This is a genomic window from Lentzea sp. NBRC 102530 (assembly GCF_030269365.1).
In the GTDB taxonomy this organism is placed as follows: Bacteria; Actinomycetota; Actinomycetes; order Mycobacteriales; family Pseudonocardiaceae; genus Lentzea.
In genome coordinates this window covers 205,655-228,160 of sequence record NZ_BSTF01000008.1, presented here as the reverse complement: position 1 = coordinate 228,160, position 22,506 = coordinate 205,655, and the positions used below count along the sequence as shown (strand labels likewise).

The following is a 22,506-nucleotide window of genomic DNA, read 5'->3' as shown; positions in this document are numbered from 1 at the left end:
ACTGGAGCAACACCCGGTACGGGGGTTCTTGGCTTGTGAGAACCCCCGTACGGGCTAGTTCTCTACGGCCTCTCGACCGCCACGACGGTGTACGTCGTCTCCGGCGTCGGAGGCGTGCTGAACCGGGCATTCGGCAGGTAGAGGCGCTTGCCGAACGCCGCGACCGTCGTCGGCACGTCGAAGCGCGCGTCCGTCCGTTCCGCAGCGAGCGACGCGCCATCACGACTCAGCGTGTAGCGCGCGACTTTGTTCAGCCGGTTTTGCACCACGTACAACTGCCGCCCCTCACGCAACAGACCGTCGCCATTGGTGAGTGTTTGACCGCTCAAATTGATCTCGGCCGTTTTGCCGCTCCGAGGATCGACCCCGAACAGCTTTCCGGTGTTGCTCTGCACGACGATCAGACCGCCGTCCAGACCCGTGACGATGCCGTTGAGGTTAGTCGCTCCCGGAGTCACCACGAGGTCGCCGGTCAACGCCAGCGTCCTGTGCGGTTCGAGGCTCAGCGGCACCTCGTAGAGCACCGCCTTGCGCGAGTCGGTGAACCACGCCGACTTCTCGGTCAGCACCACGTCGTTGACGAACGTGTCCGCCGTGGCGAACTGGAACGTGGCCAGCAACGCGCCGGACCGCGTGTCGTAGACCCGAGCGTCGCCACCGACACCACCGGCGACCCACAGCCGTTTGCGCGCATCGACCTTCATGCCGAGCGACGGCGTGCCGGGCCCCTTGGCCAGCACCCTGCCCTTGCCGGTGCGCAGGTCTGCCGCGTAGATCGACCCGTCGGCGCGCGACCCGAAGTAGGCCGTGGTGCCGCTGATCGCGATGCCTTCGGGCTGCCATCCGTTGGGCAGGGAGAACTCGGTCGGGAAGTGCTTCGACGCGCCTGCGGTGGCCGGCGCGGCAGCGGTGAGCGTGACGCCCAGGACCGCCGCGAGCAGGACACCGAATCTGCGGTACATGCCGCCTCCTCCTCGGATTGGACTGCACCCCAGATCCTTCCCCCGCTGGGCGGCGAACAGGAGTTTTCTCAGGAATCCGACATCTCCACAGGTCAGCCCTACAGCTCGGCCGCGGCCTCCGCGATGAGTTCCAGCGACTCCCCCTCCCCTAGCGCGATCTGACGCAGCCGGCCGAACCGCTGCGCGAACCGCTCGCACAACGCCGGGTCCTCGACGTACTCGCCCTTCACGACCGATTCGAAGTACACGACGTCGCTGTGCTGGCGATGCGGGAAGCCGAGCAGCGTGAACGGCGACCCCATCGCCGGGTACGCCCCGGCCGCACGCGGCACGATCCGCAGGCTCACCGACGGCTGCTCGCTGACCTCCATGAGGTGCAGCAGTTGTGCCTTCATCACCCGCGGGCCGCCGACCACCTGGCGCAGCACCGCTTCGGGGAACACCGCCTCCACCTCCAGCGGATCCTTGTCGTGCCGCCGGGCAGACCACGACTCCCGCACGCGTGCGAGCACCTCGCCCCGTTCCGGGTCGTTCGCCCGGACCACGGCGTTCGCGTAGTCGCCGAGTTGGAACACGGCGGGCACGAGGTCGAGGGTGAACACGCGCAACGACGTCGCCTCGAACACCAGGTTCGCGAAGTCCGCCACCGGGTCGAACAACTTCGGACGATGCGGCGCGGACCGCTCGCGCTCGGCCTGCTGAGCCTGCAGCACGACCCTCTGCCACGTCTCGGCTGACACCCGGTACACGTAACCCAGGGCCATGATGTCCACGGGCGCCGACGGCTGCACCGCGTTCTCCATGGTCGACAGTTTCGCGCTGCTGAACCCCACTCGCATGCCCGCCTCGGTGAGGCTGAACCCGCGCTCATTGCGCCACGAGGCCAGGCTACGTCCAATCGCGCGTTCGAGCGTGGTCGCACGGAAATCCTTCGGCATGAGCGGAGATTAGACGCTTTGCGGAGGGGTTCAGGGTGAGACCCATGTGGACAACTGTTCAGACCCCCCGATCGAGTCTTCTGCGCCTCACCTGCGGTTTTATCGGCCACAGAGGTCGTTCACGTCCTATGGCACATGCCACCATCATCAACAAGCACACGGCCATAAGGGCACGCACGGCACATATAGGCAATTCCGATTCCGAGATCAAGAGTGCACCAACTTGAGATGCAGATCGCAGCAAATTCTCGCTTGGACGCGCTAATGTAAAAACGGCCTGTCCCGGCGGCAACCGGGACAGGCCGAGGGTGAAGCAACTGCTAGTTGAGAACAGCCGGTGCGGAACCCCACTTCATGGAGGCCGTGCCGAACTCTGCATCGAGGGCACGGTCGGCGGGAACTCCCGCCTGCTCGGTAGCCGCGGCGGTGCCCGCCAGCGCGCTACCGGGCACTCCAGCGGCCAGTGCCGCTGCTACTACGACGCTGCACAGAAGCGTTCTATTTGCCATGCGCGGATCTTGCCGTGACACCAGACGGTCTAGATCACCGGGGTAGACACAGAGCAACCCGTGCCCCTTTCGGAGCAACGAGCTCACCAAAACTTTTCACCTGCCGACCGGGGTGTCCTGGCTCGACACGGCCAGAAGGCCACCTTCGGTAACAGCCTCGCCGTACGGGTGACGTTATTCCAGCAGGCCGCTCTCGAACCATATACCGGTGCTCTCCGACCTCGACGAAGGCAGCACCGGTCCGCTCTGTGCCACGTGTTCGTCGAGCTGCGCGGCCACCGACCGGGCGCGGTCGTCCCCGATGTCGCGGAAGGCCCGGTAGGCCTGTTCGAGGTGCTCGATGGACGTGTCGTGCTGCCCCGCCTTCCACGCGAGCTGACCGAGCAGGTCGTGCGCCCGCGCCTCCAGCTCGCGGTCGAGGCCCGTGCAGAGCTCCAGCGCCTCGGTCGCGTAGGTCAACGCGAGCGCCGGGTCGTCGTTGTCCCTGGCGATGAGTCCGAGCAGCACCATGGCGGCGGCGCGGCCTGGCTGGTGGTGGGCCTGGGCGTAGCGGGCGTGGGCCTCGTGGCAGTTCGTGCGGGCGGAGAAGTCGTCTCCGCTCTCGCGGGCGAGCCACGCCAGTTCGACCAGAGAATCCGCTTCCCCTTTGTAGTCACCGGTGCGCTGCCGGATCAGGCGGGCCTGGACGAGGTGGACGGCCGCCTCGTCGAGCCGGCCTCCCACACGGCAGGCGGCTCCCATGCGGTGCAGGATTCCGCTCCGCGTGTCCTCGAACCCCTCGGCCAGCGCGAGGGCCTCCTGGTACAGCTCAAGGGCTCGTGGGACACCGTCCGCGCCGCGGATGCAGTCGGCCTTGTTGCGCAGCAGCACGGCCAGCGTCTCCGGGTCGTCGCGGTCACCGAAGACCCGTTGCGCGCGTTCGAGGAGGCGTTCCGCGGCCGAGTAGTCGCGCCGTTCGATGAAGAAGTGCGCGAGGTTCGAGTTGGTGTCCGTCTCCGCGTGGACGTCGCCGTTGGCCCGCGCCGCCTCCGCTCCCGCGGTCATCACCGCCACCACCTCCTCGTAGTGGCCGTAGCGCAGGAACAGCTCCCCCGCGCCGTTCGCTATCCGCCACACGTAACCTGGCTGCGGCGAGGAACGCAGCACGCCGACGATGCTGGCCTTGTCTTTCGCGATCCACCGCGCGACGTCGTCCTCGTCCGCGAACTCCGCCGGGTGCACGCCGTCGGGCAACGGCAGCATCGGCACCTCGTCGCGGTAACCGAACACGAGGCGGTCCGCGTTGTTGACCGAGTGCAGGTACCAGCTCATCAACCGGGTGACCGCCGCGTCCTGCTCCTCTGCCGGCTCGTCCTGCGCGAGCCGGTCGGCCGCGAACTCGCGCAGCAGGTCGTGCGTCCTGCAGCGACCACCGTCGACGGTCTCCACGAGGCGCTTCCACACCAGCTCGTCGACGAGCACGCGGGCCCGCTCGACAGGCAGGCCGGCCAGTGCGGCGACCACGAGCAACGGGACCTCGTGCGAGGGGTGCAGCCCGAACAGCCGGAAGAGGCGTGCCTGCGCGGGGTTCAACGCATCGTAGGAACGTTCGAAGTGAACGCGGACGTTGTTGCCCTGCAAAGACAGCAACGTCCGGCCATCGGACAGCATCGGCACCAGGTCGGCCAGTGACCTGTCCGGCTGCGCCGCGATCTGCTCCGCCATCAGCTGCATCACCAACGGCATTCCGCCGGTGCGTTCCGCAAGTCGCGCAACGACTTCCGGTGCGACAGCGGCGCGGTCACCGAGCAGGGTGGTCAGCCAGTGGGCGATCTCGTCGTTGCCCAGAGGCAGAACCGTGAACGCACGCGCTCGGTGCTGGAGCACGAGCGAACTCATCCGAGCCCGGCTCGCCACGAGCACCACGCTCGTCGACAACGCCGGCAGCAGCGGTTCCACACCGGTGACGTCGTCCAGCACGAGGAGCATGCGTCGTGATGCCAGCTCTTCGCGCAACCTGGCGACGCGCGCGGGCACCGATTGGATCGGCTCGATCGGCACGCCGAGCGCCACCAGGAGGTCCGCGACCACCTCTCCGCCGTCCGTGTGGGACGCGAACCAGCAACCGTCCGGGAAACGCCGTTGCACGCGATGTGCCCAATGCACCGCGAGAGTCGTCTTCCCCATTCCTGGCTGACCGTCGAGAGTGATCAGTCGCGGGGCTGTTCCCGGCAGAACGAGCGCGTCCAGTTCCGACAACAGGTCTTCGCGCCCGACGAACACGTCGACGTCGTGCGGCAGATAACGCGGCCCGGGAGATCTGGTCACCGCAGACTGTTCGTGCCGCACTCTCAGGCGTTCGTGCAACGAGTTCAGGTCCACCTCGGAACCGTCACCGATCTCGTTCACGATCCGGCGCCGGATCGTGACCAGATAGTTCAGCGCCTCCTGTGCGCGGCGAAGTCCGTACAGCGCGGTGAGCCGGTGCTTCGCGAGCAGTATTTCCAGATCGTGTTCCGGCGGGATTTCGTCGAGGTGTTCCAGCATGCGCGCGTAGTCGCCCAGTTTGCCGAGTCCGTAGAGCAACGCGTGGGAAGCGGTCAGGTAGTAGGTGCGGACCAGGTGCTGGCGCCGACGCGAAGCCAGTTCGCCCTCCAGGTCGGCGAGCGGTTCGTCACCCCACAGCTCCAGCGCCTGTTCGACCAGTTCGCACGCCGCCCGGTGATCGGTCCCGCCGATGGCGCGGGCACGGTCCACGAGCTTGCGGAAGACGTGGAGGTCGATCAGGGACCTGTCGATCTCGAGCCGGTACGAGCGATCTTCGTTGCGCAGCGCGAACCGCACACCGGTCCGCTGCAATGCGGCGCGCACACTCGTAATGGCCGTCTGCACGGTCGGGTACAGATTGGCCGGGCGGCGATCCGCCCACACCCAATCCGCGATGGTGTTCACCGAAATCGCGTTGCCCGCGTTCAGCAACAGGACCGCGAGCACCGCGCGGGCCTTCGGCTTTCCCCAGTCCGCGACGAACTCGCCGTCGACGCGCACGCGCGTCCGGCCGAGGATCCTGAATGCGATCTCCACCGGCGGCCACCCCTCCCCCGGGCGCACTGCTCCCGCTGTGCAGTCTGCCGCGATCCCGCGGGCCGATCCAGCTTTGTTGTCGTTTCGAGTCACTTATTGTCCACAAATCACGGAAAGCAATCGGAAAGCGCTCGCAGTCCATTGCACCTGGAAGATGATCATTCAGGCGCTTCCCACCTGCGCGTTCAGCGGAACGTGGATCGAGCGGAAGCGGTTTGGACAGAACCACGCCGCAGCCTGGTGCCACACCACCTGAAGGAGGCCAAATGGACACCGTCGTCATCGGGCTCGGATTCACCGGTCTGCCCGTGGCCGTCGCCGCCGCCAAGGCCGGCCTGCGGGTGCTCGGCGTGGACGCCGACGCCCACCGGGTCCGGCACGTCACGGCCTGCACGCCGGGCTGCGGACTCACCACCACCGACGAGAGCGCACTCGCCGAAGTCATCAGGTCCGGCCGACTGTCCCTGCGACACAACGAGATCGTCGCCGCGGACAGCTACGTCGTGTGCGTGCCGACGCCACCCGACCGGCATGGCGCGCTCGACACCGCGATGCTCGCCGACGCCGTGGACCGCGTGGGTGCGGTGCTGAGGCGTGGTGCGCTGGTGATCGTGCAGAGCACCTGCGAACCGGGAACCGTGGAACGGATCCTCGCGCCCCGGCTGGAAAGCGCGTCGGAACTGCGTGCAGGGCTCGACTTCCACCTGGCGCATTCGCCGGTGCGCACGGACCCCGGCAACTCCACGCCGACCCCGCGGATCGTCGCGGGCCTGACGCCCGAGTGCACCGAGCGCGCGGCATCGTTGCTGCGACGCCTCTCGTCCGAGTGCGTCACCATGAGCACGTTGCGCGCCGCGGAACTCACGAAGGTCTTCGAGAACACCTTCCGCCTCGTCAACATCTCCCTCGCGAACGAGCTCGCGACCCTGTGCCGCGCTCAGGGAGTGGACGTGCACGAGGTGCTGGACGCGGCCGGCACCAAGCCGTTCGGGTTCTTGCGGCATCGGCCGGGCCCCGGTGCGGGTGGCGACTGCATCCCGGTGTCTGCAGGATTCTTCGTCGCCAACGCCCGGCGGCACGGTCTGCACTCGCCGGTCGTCGACGCCTCAATCGCGGTCAACGACTCGATGCCCGCGCACACGCTGCACCGCGTGAGGACCAAGCTGACCGAGCTCGGCGTCCCGATGCGGCGCGTTCACGTGCTCGGCGTGACCTACAAGCCCGGTGTCGCCAACGTCCGGCAGTCACCGGCGCTGCGGGTGATCAACGAGCTGAGCCGGGAGGCGGTCGTCAGCTACCACGACCCGTTCGTGCCAGACCTGGTGCTGGACAACGGGAGCAAGCTCACGAGTCAGCCCGTCGACGCCAGCGCGGATGTCGTACTGATCATGACGCGGCACGCCTCGGTGTCGCTGCGGACCTCCACGCTGGTGATCGACTGCACGGCCGGCGACGCGGTGCTGGCCGCGTGAACGGGACGTGGGTGGACGCGCCGGTCGGTCCCAGGGCCGGCCGGCGGGTGACGGTGCCAGGATGCCGGACCGTGCTGGTGCTCGTACCGCACGTCGTCGCGGCCACGCGCCTGTTCGACGTACTGGACCTGCTCAAGGCCGACCGGCGGGTTCAGGTCGTCTGCACGGTGCCTGACGTGGGCGGGGTCTCCTACGGCACGCACGAGTTCCTGCAGCGGCACGGCGTGCTGACGTTGCCCTGGCAGCAGGCGATCGGGGTGGAGTTCGACCTCGTGCTGGCCGCCAGCCGCCGCGACGTCGAGCACGTCCTCGGCCCCGTGCTGGTGCTGCCGCACGGCGCGGGAGCGTTGAAGTCGCGACGGCTCACCGGGCACGGCCTCGACCGCCATGAACTCATGCGGGGCGGGCGGGTGACGGCAGCCGCGTTGGTCCTGAGCCACGACGACGAGCTGAGGGTGCTGGAACGGTCGTGCCCGGAGGCGGTACCGCACGCGGTGGTCGCCGGCGACCTGTGCCTGGACCGGATGCGGTCGAGCCTGCCGCACAGGGAGTCCTACCGCGCGGCGCTTGGGGTCGCGCCGGGCGAGATGCTCGTGACGATCAGCTCGACCTGGCGGCCGGAATCGGTGTTCGGAGGAAGGCCGGAGCTCTATCGGGCAGACGGGCATCGCACAGCCGTGGTGATCCATCCGACGACGTGGTCAGTGCACGGTCCGTGGCAGGTGCGTGCTTGGCTGGCGGACCGGCCCGACCTGATCATCATTCCCCCGGAGGAGGGCTGGCGCGCGGCGGTGATCGCGAGCGACCGGGTGCTCGGCGACCACGGCAGCGTCACGCAGTACGCCGCTGCGGTCGGCGTTCCCGTCGAACTCGGGACCAGAGCACAGGTCCGACCAGGCAGCCTCGCGGACCTGGTCGCCCGGGGCGCGCCGGACATCGCGTCCGCTCTCAGCTCACGTCTCGACCAGGCGGCCGAGCTGCTGCGGACGACCATGTACCGGCTGATGCGGCTACCGGAGCCTGCCCGCCGGGCGTGCGCGGAACCCGTTGCGGCACACCATGTCTGATCGGTGGATCACCGCGAGGGCGGGCACAGCGGCAGCCGGCCTGGCCGACGTGCTGCTCTGCCCGCCGGGCACCTCACCCCTCGCGGCGCTGCGGGACCACCCCGGTTGCACCGCCGTCCTGGTCGAGCAACGCCTGGATGCGCACGGCCTCTGGGTCGGTCTGGTCGTGGTAGCACGCGAGCGCGGCCAGCCGGTGCGGGCGCGGGTCTTCGGCCAACTCGGCGAGTTCGAGATGCACGTCGGCGAGGTGCGCCGGTGAGCGGAGCGACCCTTCCAGTGCGCAGTCGAGCAGCGCCTTCGCCTGCGCCGGACGCCCGGCGAGCCGGTGGGCACGTCCGAGGAACATCCACGTGCGGGCCTTCTCGGTAGGACAGGTCAGCAAAGACTCGGCGAGTTCCAGTTCCGCGACCGCCTCCTCGTACCGCCCCAGCTCGACCAGCACCTCACCGATGCGCCGCCGGGCCTGCCCGCGGCCCCGGTCGCGCGTGCGCATCGCCAGTACCTGCCGATACAGCTCCAACGCCCGTTCCGGTTCGTCGCGCTTCCTGCTCACGCGGCCGAGCAGCGTCAGCGCAGTCGACTTGCTGGGCAGATCATCGAGCGCCAGCACGGGTTCCAGCTCTGCCACGGCCTCGTCGACCGCGCCGGTGTTGATCAGCGCGAGTGCGAGCCGCGTCCTCAATCGCGCCTGCGCGATGGGCTCTCCGCACTCACCCGCCGCGGCGACGCCGAGCCGGTGGGTCAGGATCCAGTCGCGGTAGAGGTGGTACCGGCTGAACAGCTGCCACAACGGTTCGCACAGCTGCCACCGCAGGTCGACCGGAGCGATCTCGACCGCGCGCACGAGGTTCTCCCGTTCGCCGAGCAGCCATCGCATGGCTTCCTCAGGCGAGGAGTAGGCGTCCTTGCGCGCCGCGGCGTAGGCGGGTCCCGCCCGCAGCCGGTCGGACACCAGGGCCAGATCCGCCTCGACGGCACGCGCGAGGTACCACTCGACGGCCCTGCGCACGGCGCCGTCCCTGTCCGGATCCGCCTTGCCGCGCGCGTGCACCCGCAAAAGATCATGAAATCGGAACCTGTCGTCGCCGGCCTCGCTCAGCAACGACTTCTCGACGAGGTCCTCCAGCGCGTCCTCGACGTCGTACTCGGGTTCCTCGATCATCGCCGCCGCCACGGACACGTCGAAATGGCCACCGGGAAGCCAGGCACACAACCGGTACAGCCGCGCCTGCCGTTCCGGAAGGTCCACATACGACAGGTCCAGCACGGAACCCACCGACGTGTCCGTGCCTATCGCGGGCAACCGGTCGTCGCGCAACTCCGCGGCCTCCCGCGAGAACGTTCGCCGCGGTCGCGTCGACAAGCGCGCCCCCACCACGGACAACGCGATCGGCAGTCCGCCGCACAGCCGCGCCACCTCGTGCGCCGCGTCCGGCTCCAGCGCGAGTCTTCCCCGCCCCACCACCGTTTCGAGCAGCTCGACCGAGTCCTCGACGCCCATCGGCGCGACGTCCACGAACCGCGCGCCGTCGAGACCGAGCGAACTGAGCCGCCATCGGCTCGTGACCACCACCGTGCCGGACGTCGGCAGCAGCGTGCGCACCTGGGCGACGCTCACGGCGTCGTCGAGCAACAGAGAAAGTCGGCGCCGGGCCGTCACAGACCTGAACAACGCCGCACGGCGCGCGAGCTGCGGGGGAACGTCGGTGACGCCGAGCGCGTGCAGGAACCCCTCCAGCACGTCCTCAGGAGCAACCGGCCCGCCCGGCGCGTGCGCGCCGAGATCGGCGTAGAGCTGCCCGTCGGGGAAGGTGGACCGCCGGTCCTGCAGCCAGTGCAGGGCGAGCGACGTCTTGCCGACCCCGCCAGGACCGCTCAGCACCACGAGCTCACCGGGCCGCAGCGCCGCCAACTCGGCCTTCCTGCTGACGAAGCACCGGGGCACCGGCGGTAGCTGGAACGGCGGCGGCACCTCCCGGTGCGACGGGTGGATGTGCACGTCCCGCACGGCCTCCGCCTGCACGACGCTGCCCGCACTGCCCTTCACCACGTTCTTCATCCCCGTACCTCCCCGAACACCTGAAGTTACGGTCTTTCCCCGGCTTTCATCAGACGGCCATCGAGTGATCGCACGTGAGCGCGGCGCCGGTCCGCGAGGTCGAGGACCGCACCTGGCGGCCGTTGATGATGATCTTGCAGGTGAGTTCGCCGTGCACGCCCTCCAGCCGGATCACGACCCGGCCCTTGCGCTTGCCCCGCCGCTCGAACGGCAGGTCGGGGTTGCGCAGCGTGCGTTCCTCCTCGCCGGGGAAGGTGTAGCTGAGCTTGTCGGTCGTGCCCGAACCCTCCACCACCACGCGGACGCTGGGCGCTGCCGCACAGCCGGCGCTTCCGGCCAGCAGCAGGCCCACGAGTAAGGCGGCGGTCTTCATGCCAGGAACTGTAGGTACAGACCCTGCGACGAAGCATCAGCCTGAAGGCTCGTGCGGCATCAGCCATCAGACTGACAACGGGTGGCCGTCAGCCCGCCTGAAGGGCCAGGAAGAGGTCGACGCGAGCCTCGAACTCCGCGAGGTCGGTGCCGAGCAGCTCCTCGACGCGCCCCACCCGGTACCGCAACGTGTTGACGTGCACGTGCAGCTTCCCGGCCGCCGCCGTCCACGAACCCGAGCAGTCGAGGAACACCTTCAGCGTGCCGACCAGGTCCGATCCGTGTTCGGCGTCGTAGTCCAGCACCGGCCCGAGCAGGCGGCGGCGCAACGACGTGCGCAGCTCCTCCGGCACGCCCGCGAGCAGCAACTGGTGCAGTGCGATCTCCTCGCCCGCCACCACGCACGTGCGACCGCCACGGCGCTCTCCCAGCCGACGCGCGTGCGTGGCTTCCTCCGCGGCGCCACGCAATCCGCGCGAGGTGGCCGGTGAGCTGATGCCGACGAGCACGCGCGACGAGCCGAGGCCCGGTTCCATCACGCGCATCGCGTCGCGCACGTCGTCGGGCACCGAGTCACCCGCCTTCGCCACCGCGTACACGGTGTCGCCGACCGGGGTCACCAACGCCTGCGGCAGCGCCTCCTCCAGCACGGCGGCCGCGAGGTCGCAGCGCTGGTCGGACGTGACGGCGCTGATGACCCGCAGCCTCGCGTCCTCCAGCCCCGCCGCGGCCAGCCGGGACTCGACGTCCGCCGAGCCGCTCAGCACGGCGGCGACCAGGGGCGCGGCCGTGCGGTTCTCGATCTGCCTGCCCTGCGCCTCGCGCAGGCGTTCCAGGCCGACCAGCGACGCCAGTTCGGCGGCGGCCTCCGGCTGCACCGAGCCGCCCACGACGAGGATCCAGCTCGTCAGCCGGGTGCCGCCGCGTTCGGAGACGGGCACCAGGGTCATGCCGCGCACCGTCTTCGGCAGCCGGTCGGCCTGCAGGAACTCCTTCACCAGCCCGACGCGGTCCGGCAGTTCGCCGCCGCCGACCACCCGGCCGGTCGTCGAAAGCACCCAGCACGGCGCGTTCAGCTCGTGGCCGCCCGCCAACAACAACGCCGGCAGACCGGAGCCCTCCGCCACGACGTTGAGCAGCCTGCGGTGCCGCGACAGCCCGACGAGTTCCATCGACACGCGTTCGGTGATGGTCGCGAACGAGAGGTCGACCGGCACCTCCAGCAACGGCACGTGGTGCCGGACGCAGGCTTCGACCAGGTCGTCCGGGAGGTCCTTGCGGCCGGTGTCGGACGCGGCGAGCCCGGCCACGCGGGCGGACGCGAGCGAGCGGACGAACGTCTCGGAGTCCTGCGGTCCGTGGTGCCAGAGCAGGCCGGAGAGCACCAGCTCCCCGCCGGACAGGTACCGGCTGGGGTCGGGCAGCTCCGTTCCGTACACGCGCGTGACCGTGCGGTCGAGCTGGTCCTCACCGGTGTGCAGGCTCAGGCGCAGCTCCGGCATCTGCAGCAACGTCCGCAGCAACAACATGACAGGTCACTTTCGTCCATTCGTGTTTGTAGGAAAGCACAAATCTGCGGGCTGTAGGAGCCTGACGATTCATGTAATGCGGCCGTAGCTCAGGGACACATGCGCTCTGTGTACTGGCTCACAACCAGATGGGAGGGCGAGTGACGATCTCCACGCACGTGCTGGACGCGGCCCGCGGCAGGCCGTTCGCCGGCATCGCCGTGTCGCTGCAACGGCGCGACGGGACCGAGGTGGCGAACGCCGAGACGAACGCCGACGGCCGGATCACCGGATGGGGTGAAGGCCTGGCGGCCGGGGTGTACCGGCTGGTGTTCGACACGGCCGAGGCGGCGCCGTTCTTCCCCGAGGTCGTGCTCACCTTCGACTACTCCGATCCGGCGCAGCACTACCACGTGCCGTTGCTGCTGTCGCCGTTCGCCTACTCCACCTACCGAGGTAGCTGACGATGGACTTCCTTCGACCGGAAACGCTCGCGGAGGCGTTGGAGCTCAAGGCCCAGCGCCCTGATGCCGTGCCGATCGCCGGCGGCACGGACGTCATGGTGGAGATGAACTACGACCACCGCAGGCCGTCCGCGCTGCTCGACCTGACCAGGATCGCCGAACTCCAGCAGTGGACCGAAGGCCTGCGCGTCGGCGCCGGGGTGCCCTACGTGCGGATCATCGACGAGCTGGGCGCTCAGCTGCCGGGCCTCGCGATGGCGTCCCGCACGGTCGGATCGCCGCAGATCCGCAACCGCGGCACCGTCGGCGGCAACCTCGGCGCGGCCTCGCCCGCCGGGGACACGCACCCCGTGCTGCTGGCATCCGGTGCGGTGATCGAGGTGGCGTCGGTGCGCGGCACCCGGATGATCCCCGCCACCGAGTTCTACCTGGGCGTCAAGCGCAACGCCCTGGAGGCCGACGAGCTGATCACCGCCGTGCACCTCACCCCCGCCGCGGGGCCGCAGCAGTTCTCCAAGGTGGGTACGCGCAACGCGATGGTGATCGCGGTGTGCTCGTTCGCGATCTCGTTGTTCCCGGCGGAGAACCGGGTCGGCGCGGCGGTCGGGTCGGCGGCTCCCACGCCGCGCCGGGCACCCGAGGCCGAGGCGTTCCTGGCGGCGGAGCTGGACTTCGCGAACCCGAAGCCGTTGCTGGACTCGGTGAAGCGCGAGTTCGGCGAGCTGGTGTCGCGGGCCGCGTCGCCGATCGACGACGTGCGCGGGTCCGCCGAGTACCGCAAGCACGCCTTGGCAGTGATGGCACGCAGGACGCTGGGCTGGGCCTGGCAGGAACTCTTGGACGGGGACAAGGCATGCGCGTGAACGTGACGGTCAACGGCGAGCAGCGCCAGGCCGACGACGTGTGGGAGGGCGAGTCGCTGCTGTTCGTGCTGCGCGAGCGGCTCGGCCTGCCCGGGTCGAAGAACGCCTGCGAGCAGGGCGAGTGCGGCTCGTGCACGGTGTACCTCGACGACGTGCCGGTGTGCGCGTGCCTGGTCGCCGCCGGTCAGGCGCAGGACCGCGAGGTGAGGACCGTCGAAGGTCTCGCTTCCGGGGACCAGCTGGACCCGGTGCAGGAGGCGTTCGTCGAGGCGGGCGCGGTGCAGTGCGGGTTCTGCACACCCGGTCTGGTGGTGCAGGCGCACGACCTGCTCGACCGCGTGCCGAACCCGTCCGACCCGGAGATCCGCGAGGCGCTCGCCGGGAACCTGTGCCGCTGCACGGGGTACGAGAAGATCCTGGACGCCGTGCGATTGGCGGCGTCGCGCCGATGATCGTCCTCGACCGCTGCGCGGTGTCCACTGTGGACGAATCAGGGACCGAGCACGCGTCCGGGCACGTCGTCGTCGACGGCGGCCGGATCGTCTCGGTCGGTTCGGGCGCGGCACCACGGCCCACCGCGGCGCACACCTACGTCGACGCGTCGTCGTGCCTGGTCACGCCCGGCCTGATCAACACCCACCACCACCTCTACCAGTGGGCGACGCGCGGGCTCGCGACCGACGCCACCCTGTTCGAGTGGCTGACCACGCTGTACCCGGTGTGGCGCGGGCTGGACGACACCGTGACGCACGCGGCGGCGTCGGCCGGCCTCGCCCGGCTCGCGCTGACGGGCTGCACGCTGGCCGCCGACCACCACTACGTGTTCCCGTCCGGTGGCGGTGACGTGTTCGACGCGCTGGTGTCGGCCGGGCGCCGGATCGGCATCCGGCTGGAGGCGATCCGCGGGTCGATGGACCGCGGCCAGTCGCACGGCGGACTGCCGCCGGACAACCTGGTCGAGGAGACCGAGGCCGCGTTGATCGCGACCGAGCAGGCCATCGGCGACCACCACTCGACCGCGGCCGACGCGCTGGTCCGCGTCGCCGTCGGGCCGTGCTCGCCGTTCTCGGTGTCGCGCGAGCTGATGACCGGGGCGGCGGAGCTGGCGCGCCGCCACGACGTCCGGCTGCACACGCACCTCGCCGAGACGCTCGACGAGGAAGAGCAGTGCCAGGCGGAGAACGGCTGCACGCCGACCGAGTACGCGGAGCAGCTCGGCTGGCTCGGGCCGGACGTGTGGCTCGCGCACACCGTGCACCTCAACTCGGACGCGGTGAAGCGGCTCGGGGCCACCCGGACCGGGTCCGCGCACTGCCCGACGTCCAACGGGCGGCTGGGCACCGGCATCGCGCCCGTCCGTGACCTGCTGGACGCGGGAGCACCGGTCGGCCTCGGTGTCGACGGAGCGGCGTCCAACGAGGACGGTGGACTCGTCGTCGAGCTGCGCTCGGCGTTGTACCAGGCACGCCAGCGCGGCGGGCCGGGCGCACTGGACGCCCGCAAGGCGTTGTGGATGGGCACGATGGGCGGTGCGCAGGTGCTGGGGCGTTCGGACGCGCTGGGCTCGATCGAACCCGGCAAGGTCGCCGACCTCGCGGTCTGGGACCTGTCCGGTTTGGACTACGCGGGGATCGCGGACCCGGTGGCGGCACTGGTGCTCGGCACGCCCCCGCCGTTGAAACTGTTGATCGTGGGCGGAGAGGTCGTGGTGCGGGACGGCGTCCTGCTCACGGCGTCGACCGACGAGCTGGCGCGTGACCTCACCGCCGCCAGCACCAAGCTCCAGGAGGCAGCGCGATGACCCTCACTCCCGCCGAACTCACCTCCGCGGTGTCGGGTGGCATCGGGACGTCGCCGCAACGCCCGGACGGCAACCTCAAGGTGCGCGGCGAGTTCGCGTACGCGTCCGACCTGTGGCACGAGGACATGATCTGGGGCTCGACCCTGCGCTCGCCGCACCCGTACGCCCGGATCACGTCGATCGACCTGACCGAGGCGTTGCAGGTGCCGGGCGTGTACGCGGTGCTGACGCACGAGGACGTACCGGGCCGCAACCTGTACGGCCTGGAGCACAAGGACCAGCCGGTGCTGGCCGTGGACGTCGTGCGCTACCAGGGCGAACCGATCGCGCTGGTCGGCGCCGACCACCCGGAGACCGCGCTGCGGGCGATGAAGAAGATCGTCGTGACCTACGACGTGCTGGAACCCGTGGTGGACATGGAGACCGCGGCCGACGACACGCCGTTGCACCCCGGCGGGAACCTGGTGCGGCACGTGCCGATCCGGCGCGGCTCGCAGGACGTCACGGCCGAGGTCGTGGTGACCGGGCGGTACGAGGTCGGCATGCAGGACCAGGCGTTCCTCGGGCCGGAGTCCGGACTCGCGGTGCCGGCCACCGACGGGTCGGTGGACCTGTACATCGCGACGCAGTGGCTGCACGTCGACCGCGACCAGATCGCGGCCGCGCTCGGGTTGCCGCAGGAGCAGGTGCGGCTGACGTTGTCCGGCGTGGGCGGGGCGTTCGGCGGCCGGGAGGACCTGTCGATGCAGGTGCACGCGTGCCTGCTGGCGCTGCACACCGGCAAGCCCGTGAAGATGGTCTACAACCGCGAGGAGTCGTTCTACGGGCATGTGCACCGGCATCCGGCCGTGCTGTACTACGAGCACGGCGCGGACCACACGGGCAAGCTCGTCTACGTCCGCACCCGGATGTACCTGGACGGCGGCGCGTACGCCTCGTCGACGCCCGCCGTCGTGGCGAACGCGGCGACTCTCGGTGTCGGTCCGTACGAGGTCGACAACGTGACGGTCGACGCGTACGGCGTCTACACGAACAACCCGCCGTGCGGTGCGATGCGCGGATTCGGTGCTGTGCAGGCGGGTTTCGCCTACGAGTCGCAGATGGACAAGCTGGCCGAGGCGCTGGGGATGTCGCCCGTCGACGTCCGGGTCCGCAACGCGATGACCGAGGGTTCCGTGATGCCGACCGGCCAGGTCGTCGACTCGGCCGCGCCCGTCGCGCAGCTGCTCAAACTCGTGCAGGACAAGCCGTTGCCCGCCGGCACGTCGACCGACATCCGTGAACTGCCCGGTGGCGTCTCGAACACCACGCACGGCGAGGGCGTCGTTCGTGGTGTCGGATATGCCGTCGGCATCAAGAACATCTGCTTCTCCGAGGGCTACGACGACTACTCGACCGCTCGGGTGCGCGTCTCGATGGTCAACGGGGAGCTGGCCGCCGCCGTGCACACCGCGGCGTGCGAGGTCGGCCAAGGCCTGGTGACGATCATGCAGCAGATCGTGCGGACCGAACTCGGCATCGAACGCGTGACCGTGCTGCCGATGGACACCACGATCGGCAACGGCGGCTCGACCTCGGCGTCGCGCCAGACGTACGTGACCGGTGGTGCGGTGAAGGCCGCCTGTGCTCTGGTGAAGGACCGGCTGGCCGGGCGCACCGACATCGGCGACGAGGTGATCGACGAGGTCACCGAGTGGCGGCACCGCGCCACCGAGCCCATCGACCCCGAGACCGGGCAGGGCAACGCGCACGTGCAGTACGGGTTCGCCGCCCACCGCGCGGTGGTCGACGTGGACGTGGACCTCGGCCTGGTGCGCGTGGTGTCGCTCGACTGCGCCCAGGACGTGGGCCGCGCGTTGAACCCGCAGGCCGTGGTGGGTCAGATCCAGGGCGGTTCCGCCCAGGGGCTCGGCCTCGCGGTGATGGAGGAGATCCAGACCTCCGGCGGCAAGGTGCGCAACCCGTCGTTCACCGACTACCTCATCCCGACCGTGCTCGACATGCCCCCGATGAGCATCGACGTGCTCGAACTCGCCGACCCCCACGCGCCGTACGGCATCCGCGGCGTCGGCGAACCGCCCACCATCTCGTCGACCCCGGCGATCGTGGCGGCGATCCGCGCGGCGACCGGACTGGCGCTCACCCGCGTCCCGGTCCGCCCGGAACACCTCACAGGTACCTGAGCTTTTTGGAGTTTGTTGCTGTGAACGCACATCTGCTCGCCACCATCGATCTCGCGACCCGGAACGTGGCCTCCGGCGGAGGCCCGTTCGGCGCGATGATCGTCCGTGACGGCGAGGTGATCGCCACCGGCGTGAACCAGGTGACGCCGACGCTCGACCCCACCGCACACGCCGAGGTCGTCGCGATCCGCGCGGCCTGCCAGGCCCTCGGTGACTTCCGCCTGACCGGCTGCACGCTGATCTCGTCGTGCGAGCCGTGCCCGCTGTGCCTGTCCGCCGCGCTGTGGGCGCGGGTGGACAAGGTGATCTACGCGGCCGACCGCGACGACGCGGCGGCCGCCGGTTTCGACGACCGGGAGTTCTACGAGCTGTTCAGCAAGTCCCGCTCGGAATGGGAACTCCCGGTGCTGCAGATCTCCACAGGCGAGGACAACGCCCCGTTCACCGCGTGGACGTCACTCGCGACCCGAATCGATTACTGACGGCCAAAAGCCTGTCTAGCTGACCGGAGCTTGCACTTGTTTAAACGCGTTCCGGCGTTGGAACGCGCCCACCGGCATGGGAAAGGCCGTCCTCCATGACCCAGTTGCGGAGCCGACAACCGACGTCGGCCCTCGATCAGTTCTTCCGCATCACCGACCGCGGCAGCACGTTAGGCCGTGAAGTGCGCGGTGGCATCACGACGTTCGTCGCGATGTCGTACATCGTGCTGCTGAACCCGTTGATCCTCGGCGCGTCCGCGGACATCACCGGCGCCAAGCTCACCATCGCCGAGATCACCACCGCCACGGCACTGGCCGCCGGCGTGATGACCGTCCTCATGGGACTCGTCGGCAACGCACCCCTCGCCATCGCCGCCGGACTCGGCGTCAACGGCGTGGTGGCCTTCCAGATGGCACCGGAGATGACGTGGGCGCAGGCCTTCGGTCTCGTGGTGCTGGAAGGCATCTGCATCGTGGTCATGGCCGTCTCCGGGGTCCGCGAGCGGATCATCAACGCGATCCCGGAGCCGTTGAAGATCGCGATCACCGTCGGCATCGGCCTCTACATCGCGTTGGTGGGCCTGGTCTCCGCCGGTTTCGTGACCCGCACGCCCGACGCCGCGCACTCGACGGTGCCGGTGCGGATGGGGATCGACGGCCACCTGAGCGGCTGGCCGATCGCGATCTTCTGCCTCGGTCTGCTGCTGATGATCGTGCTGATGGCGCGGGGCGTGCCCGGCGCCGTGCTGATCAGCATCGTGGTGGCCACGCTCGTCGCGATCGGCGTGAACGCGGCGTTCGACGTGCAGGGGTGGGGGCTCGTCACGCCGACGCTGCCCGACTCGGTGGTGAGCACGCCGGACTTCGGGTTGTTCGGGCGCGTGGACCTGTTCGGCGGCTTCGTGTCGGCGGGCGTGATCGCGGCGACGATCTTCCTGTTCACGCTGGTGCTGTCCGGGTTCTTCGACGCGATGGGCACGATCACGTCCGTCGCCGAGGAGGCCGGGCTGCGCAAGGACGGCAAGGTCGAGGGGATGGGCAGGATCCTCATGGTCGACGGTGCCGGCGCGATCGCCGGTGGCGTCACGGGGTCCGCCCCGAACACCGTGTTCCTGGAGTCGGCCGCGGGCGTTGGCGAAGGCGCCCGGACCGGCCTGGCCTCGGTGGTGACCGGCGGCCTCTTCCTGGTGGCGTTGCTCTTCACGCCGCTCGCGACGGTCGTGCCCGCCCAGGCGGCGGCACCCGCGCTGGTGGTGATCGGTGGCCTGATGATGACCCAGATCCGCCGAATCCCTTGGCAGGAAACGGATTACACGATCCCCGTCTTCCTGACGATCGCCATCATCCCGTTCACCTACTCCATCACCAACGGCATCGGCGCCGGCCTCGTGTCGTTCGTCGTGCTGCGCATCTGCAAGGGCCGCTGGCCCGGCTGGCTGATGACCGGCCTGGCGCTGATGTTCGCCGTGTACTTCGCGGTGGACCTGATCAGCGGCAAGTGACCGCCGGGGCTCGGCCGGGCGGCCACCCGGCCGAGCCCCGTTCGGGAGGACTTCCATGCGTGATCTGGCAACGACCCTGCTCTCGTGGGACCGGTTCGCGGTCGCGTCGGTCGTCGCGGTGCGGGGCAGCGCGCCCCGCCCGGTCGGCGCCGCGCTGGCGGTGGGACCGTCCGGCGAGGTGATCGGCAGCGTGTCCGGCGGCTGCGTGGAGGCCGAGGTCTACGACCTCGCCTGCCAGGTGCTCGCCTCGGGCGTTCCGGCGCTCGCGTCGTTCGGCTACTCCGACGACACCGCGTTCGCCGTCGGCCTGACCTGCGGCGGTTCGCTGGACGTGCTCGTGCAACGCGACACCCCGTCGTTGCGCGCGGCCCTGTCGGCATCGGCCGAGGGGGTTCCGGTTTCCGTGCGGTTCGAGGCGGAGGGCCGGACGTTCACCGAGTCGTGGCTGCCCCCGCCCCGGCTGCTGGTGTTCGGTGCCATCGACCACGCCGCCGCCGTGGCCGAGATGGGCCGCTTCCTCGGCTACCACGTGACCGTGTGCGACGCGCGCGCCGTGTTCGCCACGGAGGCCCGTTTCCCGGCGGCTCATTCAGTCGTCGTCGACTGGCCGCACCGCTACCTCGCCTCCACGCACACCGACTCGTCCACCGCCGTCGTCGTGCTCACCCACGACCCGAAGTTCGACATCCCCGTGCTGACCGAGGCGTTGTCGCGCCCGCTGGCGTTCGTCGGCGCCCTCGGCTCCCGCCGCACCCACGCGGAACGGTGGGAACGACTGCGCGAGGCCGGCGTGCCGGAGACGTCCCTGGCCCGCCTCCGCTCCCCCGTCGGCCTCGACCTCGGCGGCCGCAGCCCGGCCGAGACCGCGGTGTCCATCGCCGCCGAACTCGTCGCCGTCCAGCACGGCGGCACCGGTCTCCCCCTGTCCGTGCTGTCCACCCCCATCCACCGAACCCTGGAGAGTCATGGCCCTGATCTTCCTCAACGGCGGCGGCATGAAGGACGGACCGCTGCACTCACAGCTCCAGGGCACCCCGATGGTGTGCCGGGCGCGCAGTGCGGCCAAGTACCGCTACTTCTCGGTGCGGGGGAAGTTCCCCGCGATGCACGAGTCGGGTTCGGCCTCGGTGGTCGGTGAGCTCTACGACCTGCCCCTGAAGATCCTGCGCGACCACCTCGTCCCCGCCGAGCCCGCCGAACTGGAGATCGGCGTCATCGAACTGGAGGACGGCAGTGCCGCCCTGGCCACCGTCCTGCGCGACGGCCTGGTCGATCCGCTGCTCCGATCGGGTGACATCCGGGACATCTCGTATCTGGGCGACTGGCGCGAGTTCCTTCATCGCGAGGGGTGAGGGAAGCGGCACCGGGGGGATGCCGCCGGCAAGGGGGAGTTGCCGCAGGCGGCGGGACCGACCGAAGTGGTCCCGCCGCAGGTCCCGTTCCCGGGCTCGGCGTTCCCGGTCGCAGCACTCCCCCGTCTCAGCGCCCCCGGCCCTTGAGCAGCCCGCGCTCGTACGCCACCGCGACGGCAGCGGCCCGGTCCGACACCCCGAGCTTCGCGTAGACGTGCAACAGGTGCGTCTTCACCGTCGCCTCGCTGATGAACAACGCCGCCGCCACCGCCCGGTTCGTGGACCCCTTGGCCACCAGCCCCAGCACGTCCAGCTCGCGGGTCGACAACGGCTCCAGCGCGGGCTCCCGCACCTGCCCGAGCAGGCGCGTGGCCACCGCCGGCGACAACACCGCCTCCCCGGCGTGCGCGGCCCGGATCGCCCGCTGCAACTCGTCGCGCGGCGTGTCCTTCAACAGGTACCCGGTCGCCCCGGCCTTGATGGCGGGCAGCACGTCCCGGTCCGTGTCGTAGGTCGTCAGCACCAGCACCCGGCACGAGTGCCCGCGCAACCGTTCGATGGCCGACAGCCCGTCCGACCCCGGCATCCGCAGGTCCATCAACACCACGTCCGGCGACACGGCCGTCACCACCGCGACGGCCTCGTCCCCCGACGCCGCCTCGCCCACGACCTCGAAGTCGGCCGCCGAGGACAGCATGCCGCGCAGGCCGTCCCGCACCACCGGGTGGTCGTCCACGATGACCAACCGGATCACGACGGCACCCTCGCCGAGATCGCCGTGCCCGCTCCCGGTTCCGACTCCACGAAGAGCGCGCCGGACAGGCGGTGCACGCGGTGGCGCATCGCGGGCAGGCCGAAGCCGTGCGACGGCCGCGTCAGGTCGAACCCCACGCCGTCGTCCCGCACGTCCAACGTCACGACGTCCTCCATGTACGACAGGGTGAGCCCGACCCGCGAGGCGCAGGCGTGCTTCGCCACGTTCGACAGCGCCTCCTGGGCGGTGCGCAGCAGCGCGACCTCCACCTCGGGGTGCATCGTGCGCACGGCTCCGGTCAGCGTGACCGAGACGGGCACGCCGTTGATCGTCGACCAGCCGGAGGCGACGTCGTCCAGCGCCTCGTGCAGGGCCGCGGAGTCCAGCGCGGGTGGGCGCAGGGCGTGCACCGAGCGACGGGCCTCGGTCAGGTTCGAACGGGCCAGGTCGGTCGCCACCGCCACGCGGCGTTCCCAGTCGTCGGCGGACGCCGCGGACAGCTGCGTGATGATGCCCGCCAGGCCCTGGGCGAGGGTGTCGTGGATCTCGCCCGCCATGCGGTGGCGTTCGTCCTGCACGCCTGCCTCGTGCGCCTGCACCAGGAGCTGGGCGTGCAGGCCCTCGTTCTCCTCCAGGAGTTCCTTGCGCAGCCTGGACTGTTCGGTCGTCACGTGGCCCACGTACGTGAAGGTGCACGCCACCACCACGAACACGAGCAGCAGCAACCAGAACGCCGCCGGAGCCTCGGACGGGTACCCGCCGAACAACGACAGCGTCGCGAGGCCCGCCGTCAACGCCACCACGAAGAACATCCAGCGGCCGCGCAGGAGTTCGCTCGCGTAGATGTAGACCGCGTAGGACACCGCGCCGAACCAGTGCTCCTGCATGCCGAGCACGCCGTAGAACACGACCATGCCGCCGACGAACACGGCCATGAGGTCGGAACGCCCGTGCCACGCGGGATGCAGCGTGAACCACCACGTCATCCACACGTAGCCGAACGCCACGACGCCGTAGGTGAACCAGCGCTCCGCACCCGTCTGCGTGGTGAAGATCGAGTACAGCACCGTCGTCACGGTCAGCACGAAGTACGGGATCACGCGGGCGATCGAGACGAGCCTGCGCTCCCACCTGTCCAACGCGGCCATGTCCACG

The 22,506-nt window shown here is 69.9% G+C and carries 18 protein-coding genes and 1 pseudogene; 11 read left to right on the top strand and 8 right to left on the bottom strand.

From position 1 onward, the window contains the following. Nucleotides 1-62 precede the first annotated feature (62 nt). From QSK25_RS22845 to QSK25_RS22835, 3 genes are all read right to left on the bottom strand, one after another. Complete coding sequence (locus QSK25_RS22845) at nucleotides 63-962, bottom strand: NHL repeat-containing protein (protein ID WP_285641069.1); 900 nt, start codon at nucleotides 960-962, stop codon at nucleotides 63-65. Between the two features lie 98 nt (nucleotides 963-1,060). Continuing rightward, nucleotides 1,061-1,900, bottom strand: a complete 840-nt coding sequence (locus QSK25_RS22840) for a helix-turn-helix domain-containing protein (RefSeq protein ID WP_285641068.1) — start codon at nucleotides 1,898-1,900, stop codon at nucleotides 1,061-1,063. A gap of 683 nt (nucleotides 1,901-2,583) precedes the next feature. Continuing rightward, nucleotides 2,584-5,472 carry an ATP-binding protein gene (locus tag QSK25_RS22835; RefSeq protein ID WP_285641066.1) on the bottom strand — a complete coding sequence of 963 codons (2,889 nt, stop codon included), beginning with the start codon at nucleotides 5,470-5,472 and terminating at the stop codon, nucleotides 2,584-2,586. Nucleotides 5,473-5,738: 266 nt separating this feature from the next. On the opposite strand from QSK25_RS22835, the gene QSK25_RS22830 reads away from it, so the two are divergent. Then, nucleotides 5,739-6,944: a nucleotide sugar dehydrogenase gene (locus tag QSK25_RS22830; protein WP_285641064.1), complete on the top strand. Its 1,206-nt coding sequence runs from the start codon at nucleotides 5,739-5,741 to the stop codon at nucleotides 6,942-6,944. Beyond that, nucleotides 6,941-8,011: a hypothetical protein gene (locus tag QSK25_RS22825; RefSeq protein ID WP_285641062.1), complete on the top strand. Its 1,071-nt coding sequence runs from the start codon at nucleotides 6,941-6,943 to the stop codon at nucleotides 8,009-8,011. Before QSK25_RS22830 ends, QSK25_RS22825 begins: the two co-directional genes overlap by 4 nt. A 73-nt stretch (nucleotides 8,012-8,084) precedes the next feature. On the opposite strand, the gene QSK25_RS22820 is transcribed toward QSK25_RS22825, so the two are convergent. From QSK25_RS22820 to QSK25_RS22810, 3 genes are all read right to left on the bottom strand, one after another. After that, nucleotides 8,085-10,070: a tetratricopeptide repeat protein gene (locus tag QSK25_RS22820; RefSeq protein WP_285641059.1), complete on the bottom strand. Its 1,986-nt coding sequence runs from the start codon at nucleotides 10,068-10,070 to the stop codon at nucleotides 8,085-8,087. Between the two features lie 49 nt (nucleotides 10,071-10,119). After that, complete coding sequence (locus QSK25_RS22815) at nucleotides 10,120-10,443, bottom strand: hypothetical protein (RefSeq protein ID WP_285641057.1); 324 nt, start codon at nucleotides 10,441-10,443, stop codon at nucleotides 10,120-10,122. Between the two features lie 88 nt (nucleotides 10,444-10,531). Further along, nucleotides 10,532-11,971, bottom strand: coding sequence for a PucR family transcriptional regulator (locus QSK25_RS22810; protein ID WP_285641056.1), 1,440 nt, complete (start codon nucleotides 11,969-11,971; stop codon nucleotides 10,532-10,534). A gap of 128 nt (nucleotides 11,972-12,099) precedes the next feature. Here QSK25_RS22810 and uraH point away from each other — a divergent pair, with 128 nt between their 5' ends. The 9 genes and pseudogenes from uraH to QSK25_RS22765 form a co-directional block, all read left to right on the top strand. After that, entirely contained in the window at nucleotides 12,100-12,414 is a 315-nt protein-coding gene (uraH, locus tag QSK25_RS22805; protein WP_285641054.1) for a hydroxyisourate hydrolase, read from the top strand. 2 nt (nucleotides 12,415-12,416) lie between these two features. Then, nucleotides 12,417-13,277 (top strand): FAD binding domain-containing protein, encoded by an 861-nt coding sequence (locus QSK25_RS22800; protein WP_285641052.1) that lies wholly within the window; start codon nucleotides 12,417-12,419, stop codon nucleotides 13,275-13,277. Next, nucleotides 13,268-13,729 carry a (2Fe-2S)-binding protein gene (locus QSK25_RS22795; protein ID WP_285641050.1) on the top strand — a complete coding sequence of 154 codons (462 nt, stop codon included), beginning with the start codon at nucleotides 13,268-13,270 and terminating at the stop codon, nucleotides 13,727-13,729. Before QSK25_RS22800 ends, QSK25_RS22795 begins: the two co-directional genes overlap by 10 nt. Then, the gene (locus QSK25_RS22790; protein WP_285641048.1) at nucleotides 13,726-15,078 is read left to right on the top strand and encodes an 8-oxoguanine deaminase; all 1,353 of its coding nucleotides are present in this window, start codon (nucleotides 13,726-13,728) and stop codon (nucleotides 15,076-15,078) included. The genes QSK25_RS22795 and QSK25_RS22790 overlap by 4 nt, the downstream gene beginning before the upstream one ends. Beyond that, nucleotides 15,075-17,261 (top strand): molybdopterin cofactor-binding domain-containing protein, encoded by a 2,187-nt coding sequence (locus QSK25_RS22785; protein WP_285641045.1) that lies wholly within the window; start codon nucleotides 15,075-15,077, stop codon nucleotides 17,259-17,261. The genes QSK25_RS22790 and QSK25_RS22785 overlap by 4 nt, the downstream gene beginning before the upstream one ends. A 20-nt stretch (nucleotides 17,262-17,281) precedes the next feature. Then, entirely contained in the window at nucleotides 17,282-17,743 is a 462-nt protein-coding gene (locus tag QSK25_RS22780; RefSeq protein WP_285641043.1) for a nucleoside deaminase, read from the top strand. A 95-nt stretch (nucleotides 17,744-17,838) separates the two neighbouring features. Then, a complete protein-coding gene (locus QSK25_RS22775) occupies nucleotides 17,839-19,245 on the top strand; it encodes an NCS2 family permease (RefSeq protein WP_285641042.1) in 1,407 nt (468 codons plus the stop codon). Between the two features lie 55 nt (nucleotides 19,246-19,300). Continuing rightward, on the top strand, nucleotides 19,301-20,383 hold the full coding sequence (locus QSK25_RS22770; protein ID WP_352236230.1) for an XdhC family protein: 1,083 nt from the start codon (nucleotides 19,301-19,303) through the stop codon (nucleotides 20,381-20,383). Then, a pseudogene (locus QSK25_RS22765) lies at nucleotides 20,280-20,597 on the top strand (allophanate hydrolase-related protein); the annotation flags it as partial. The gene QSK25_RS22770 and the pseudogene QSK25_RS22765, both read left to right, overlap by 104 nt. A gap of 127 nt (nucleotides 20,598-20,724) precedes the next feature. Here QSK25_RS22765 and QSK25_RS22760 read toward each other — a convergent pair. Continuing rightward, nucleotides 20,725-21,351 (bottom strand): response regulator, encoded by a 627-nt coding sequence (locus QSK25_RS22760; RefSeq protein ID WP_285641039.1) that lies wholly within the window; start codon nucleotides 21,349-21,351, stop codon nucleotides 20,725-20,727. Further along, nucleotides 21,348-22,499, bottom strand: a complete 1,152-nt coding sequence (locus QSK25_RS22755; protein WP_285641351.1) for a sensor histidine kinase — start codon at nucleotides 22,497-22,499, stop codon at nucleotides 21,348-21,350. Before QSK25_RS22755 ends, QSK25_RS22760 begins: the two co-directional genes overlap by 4 nt. Between the last annotated feature and the right edge of the window lie 7 nt (nucleotides 22,500-22,506).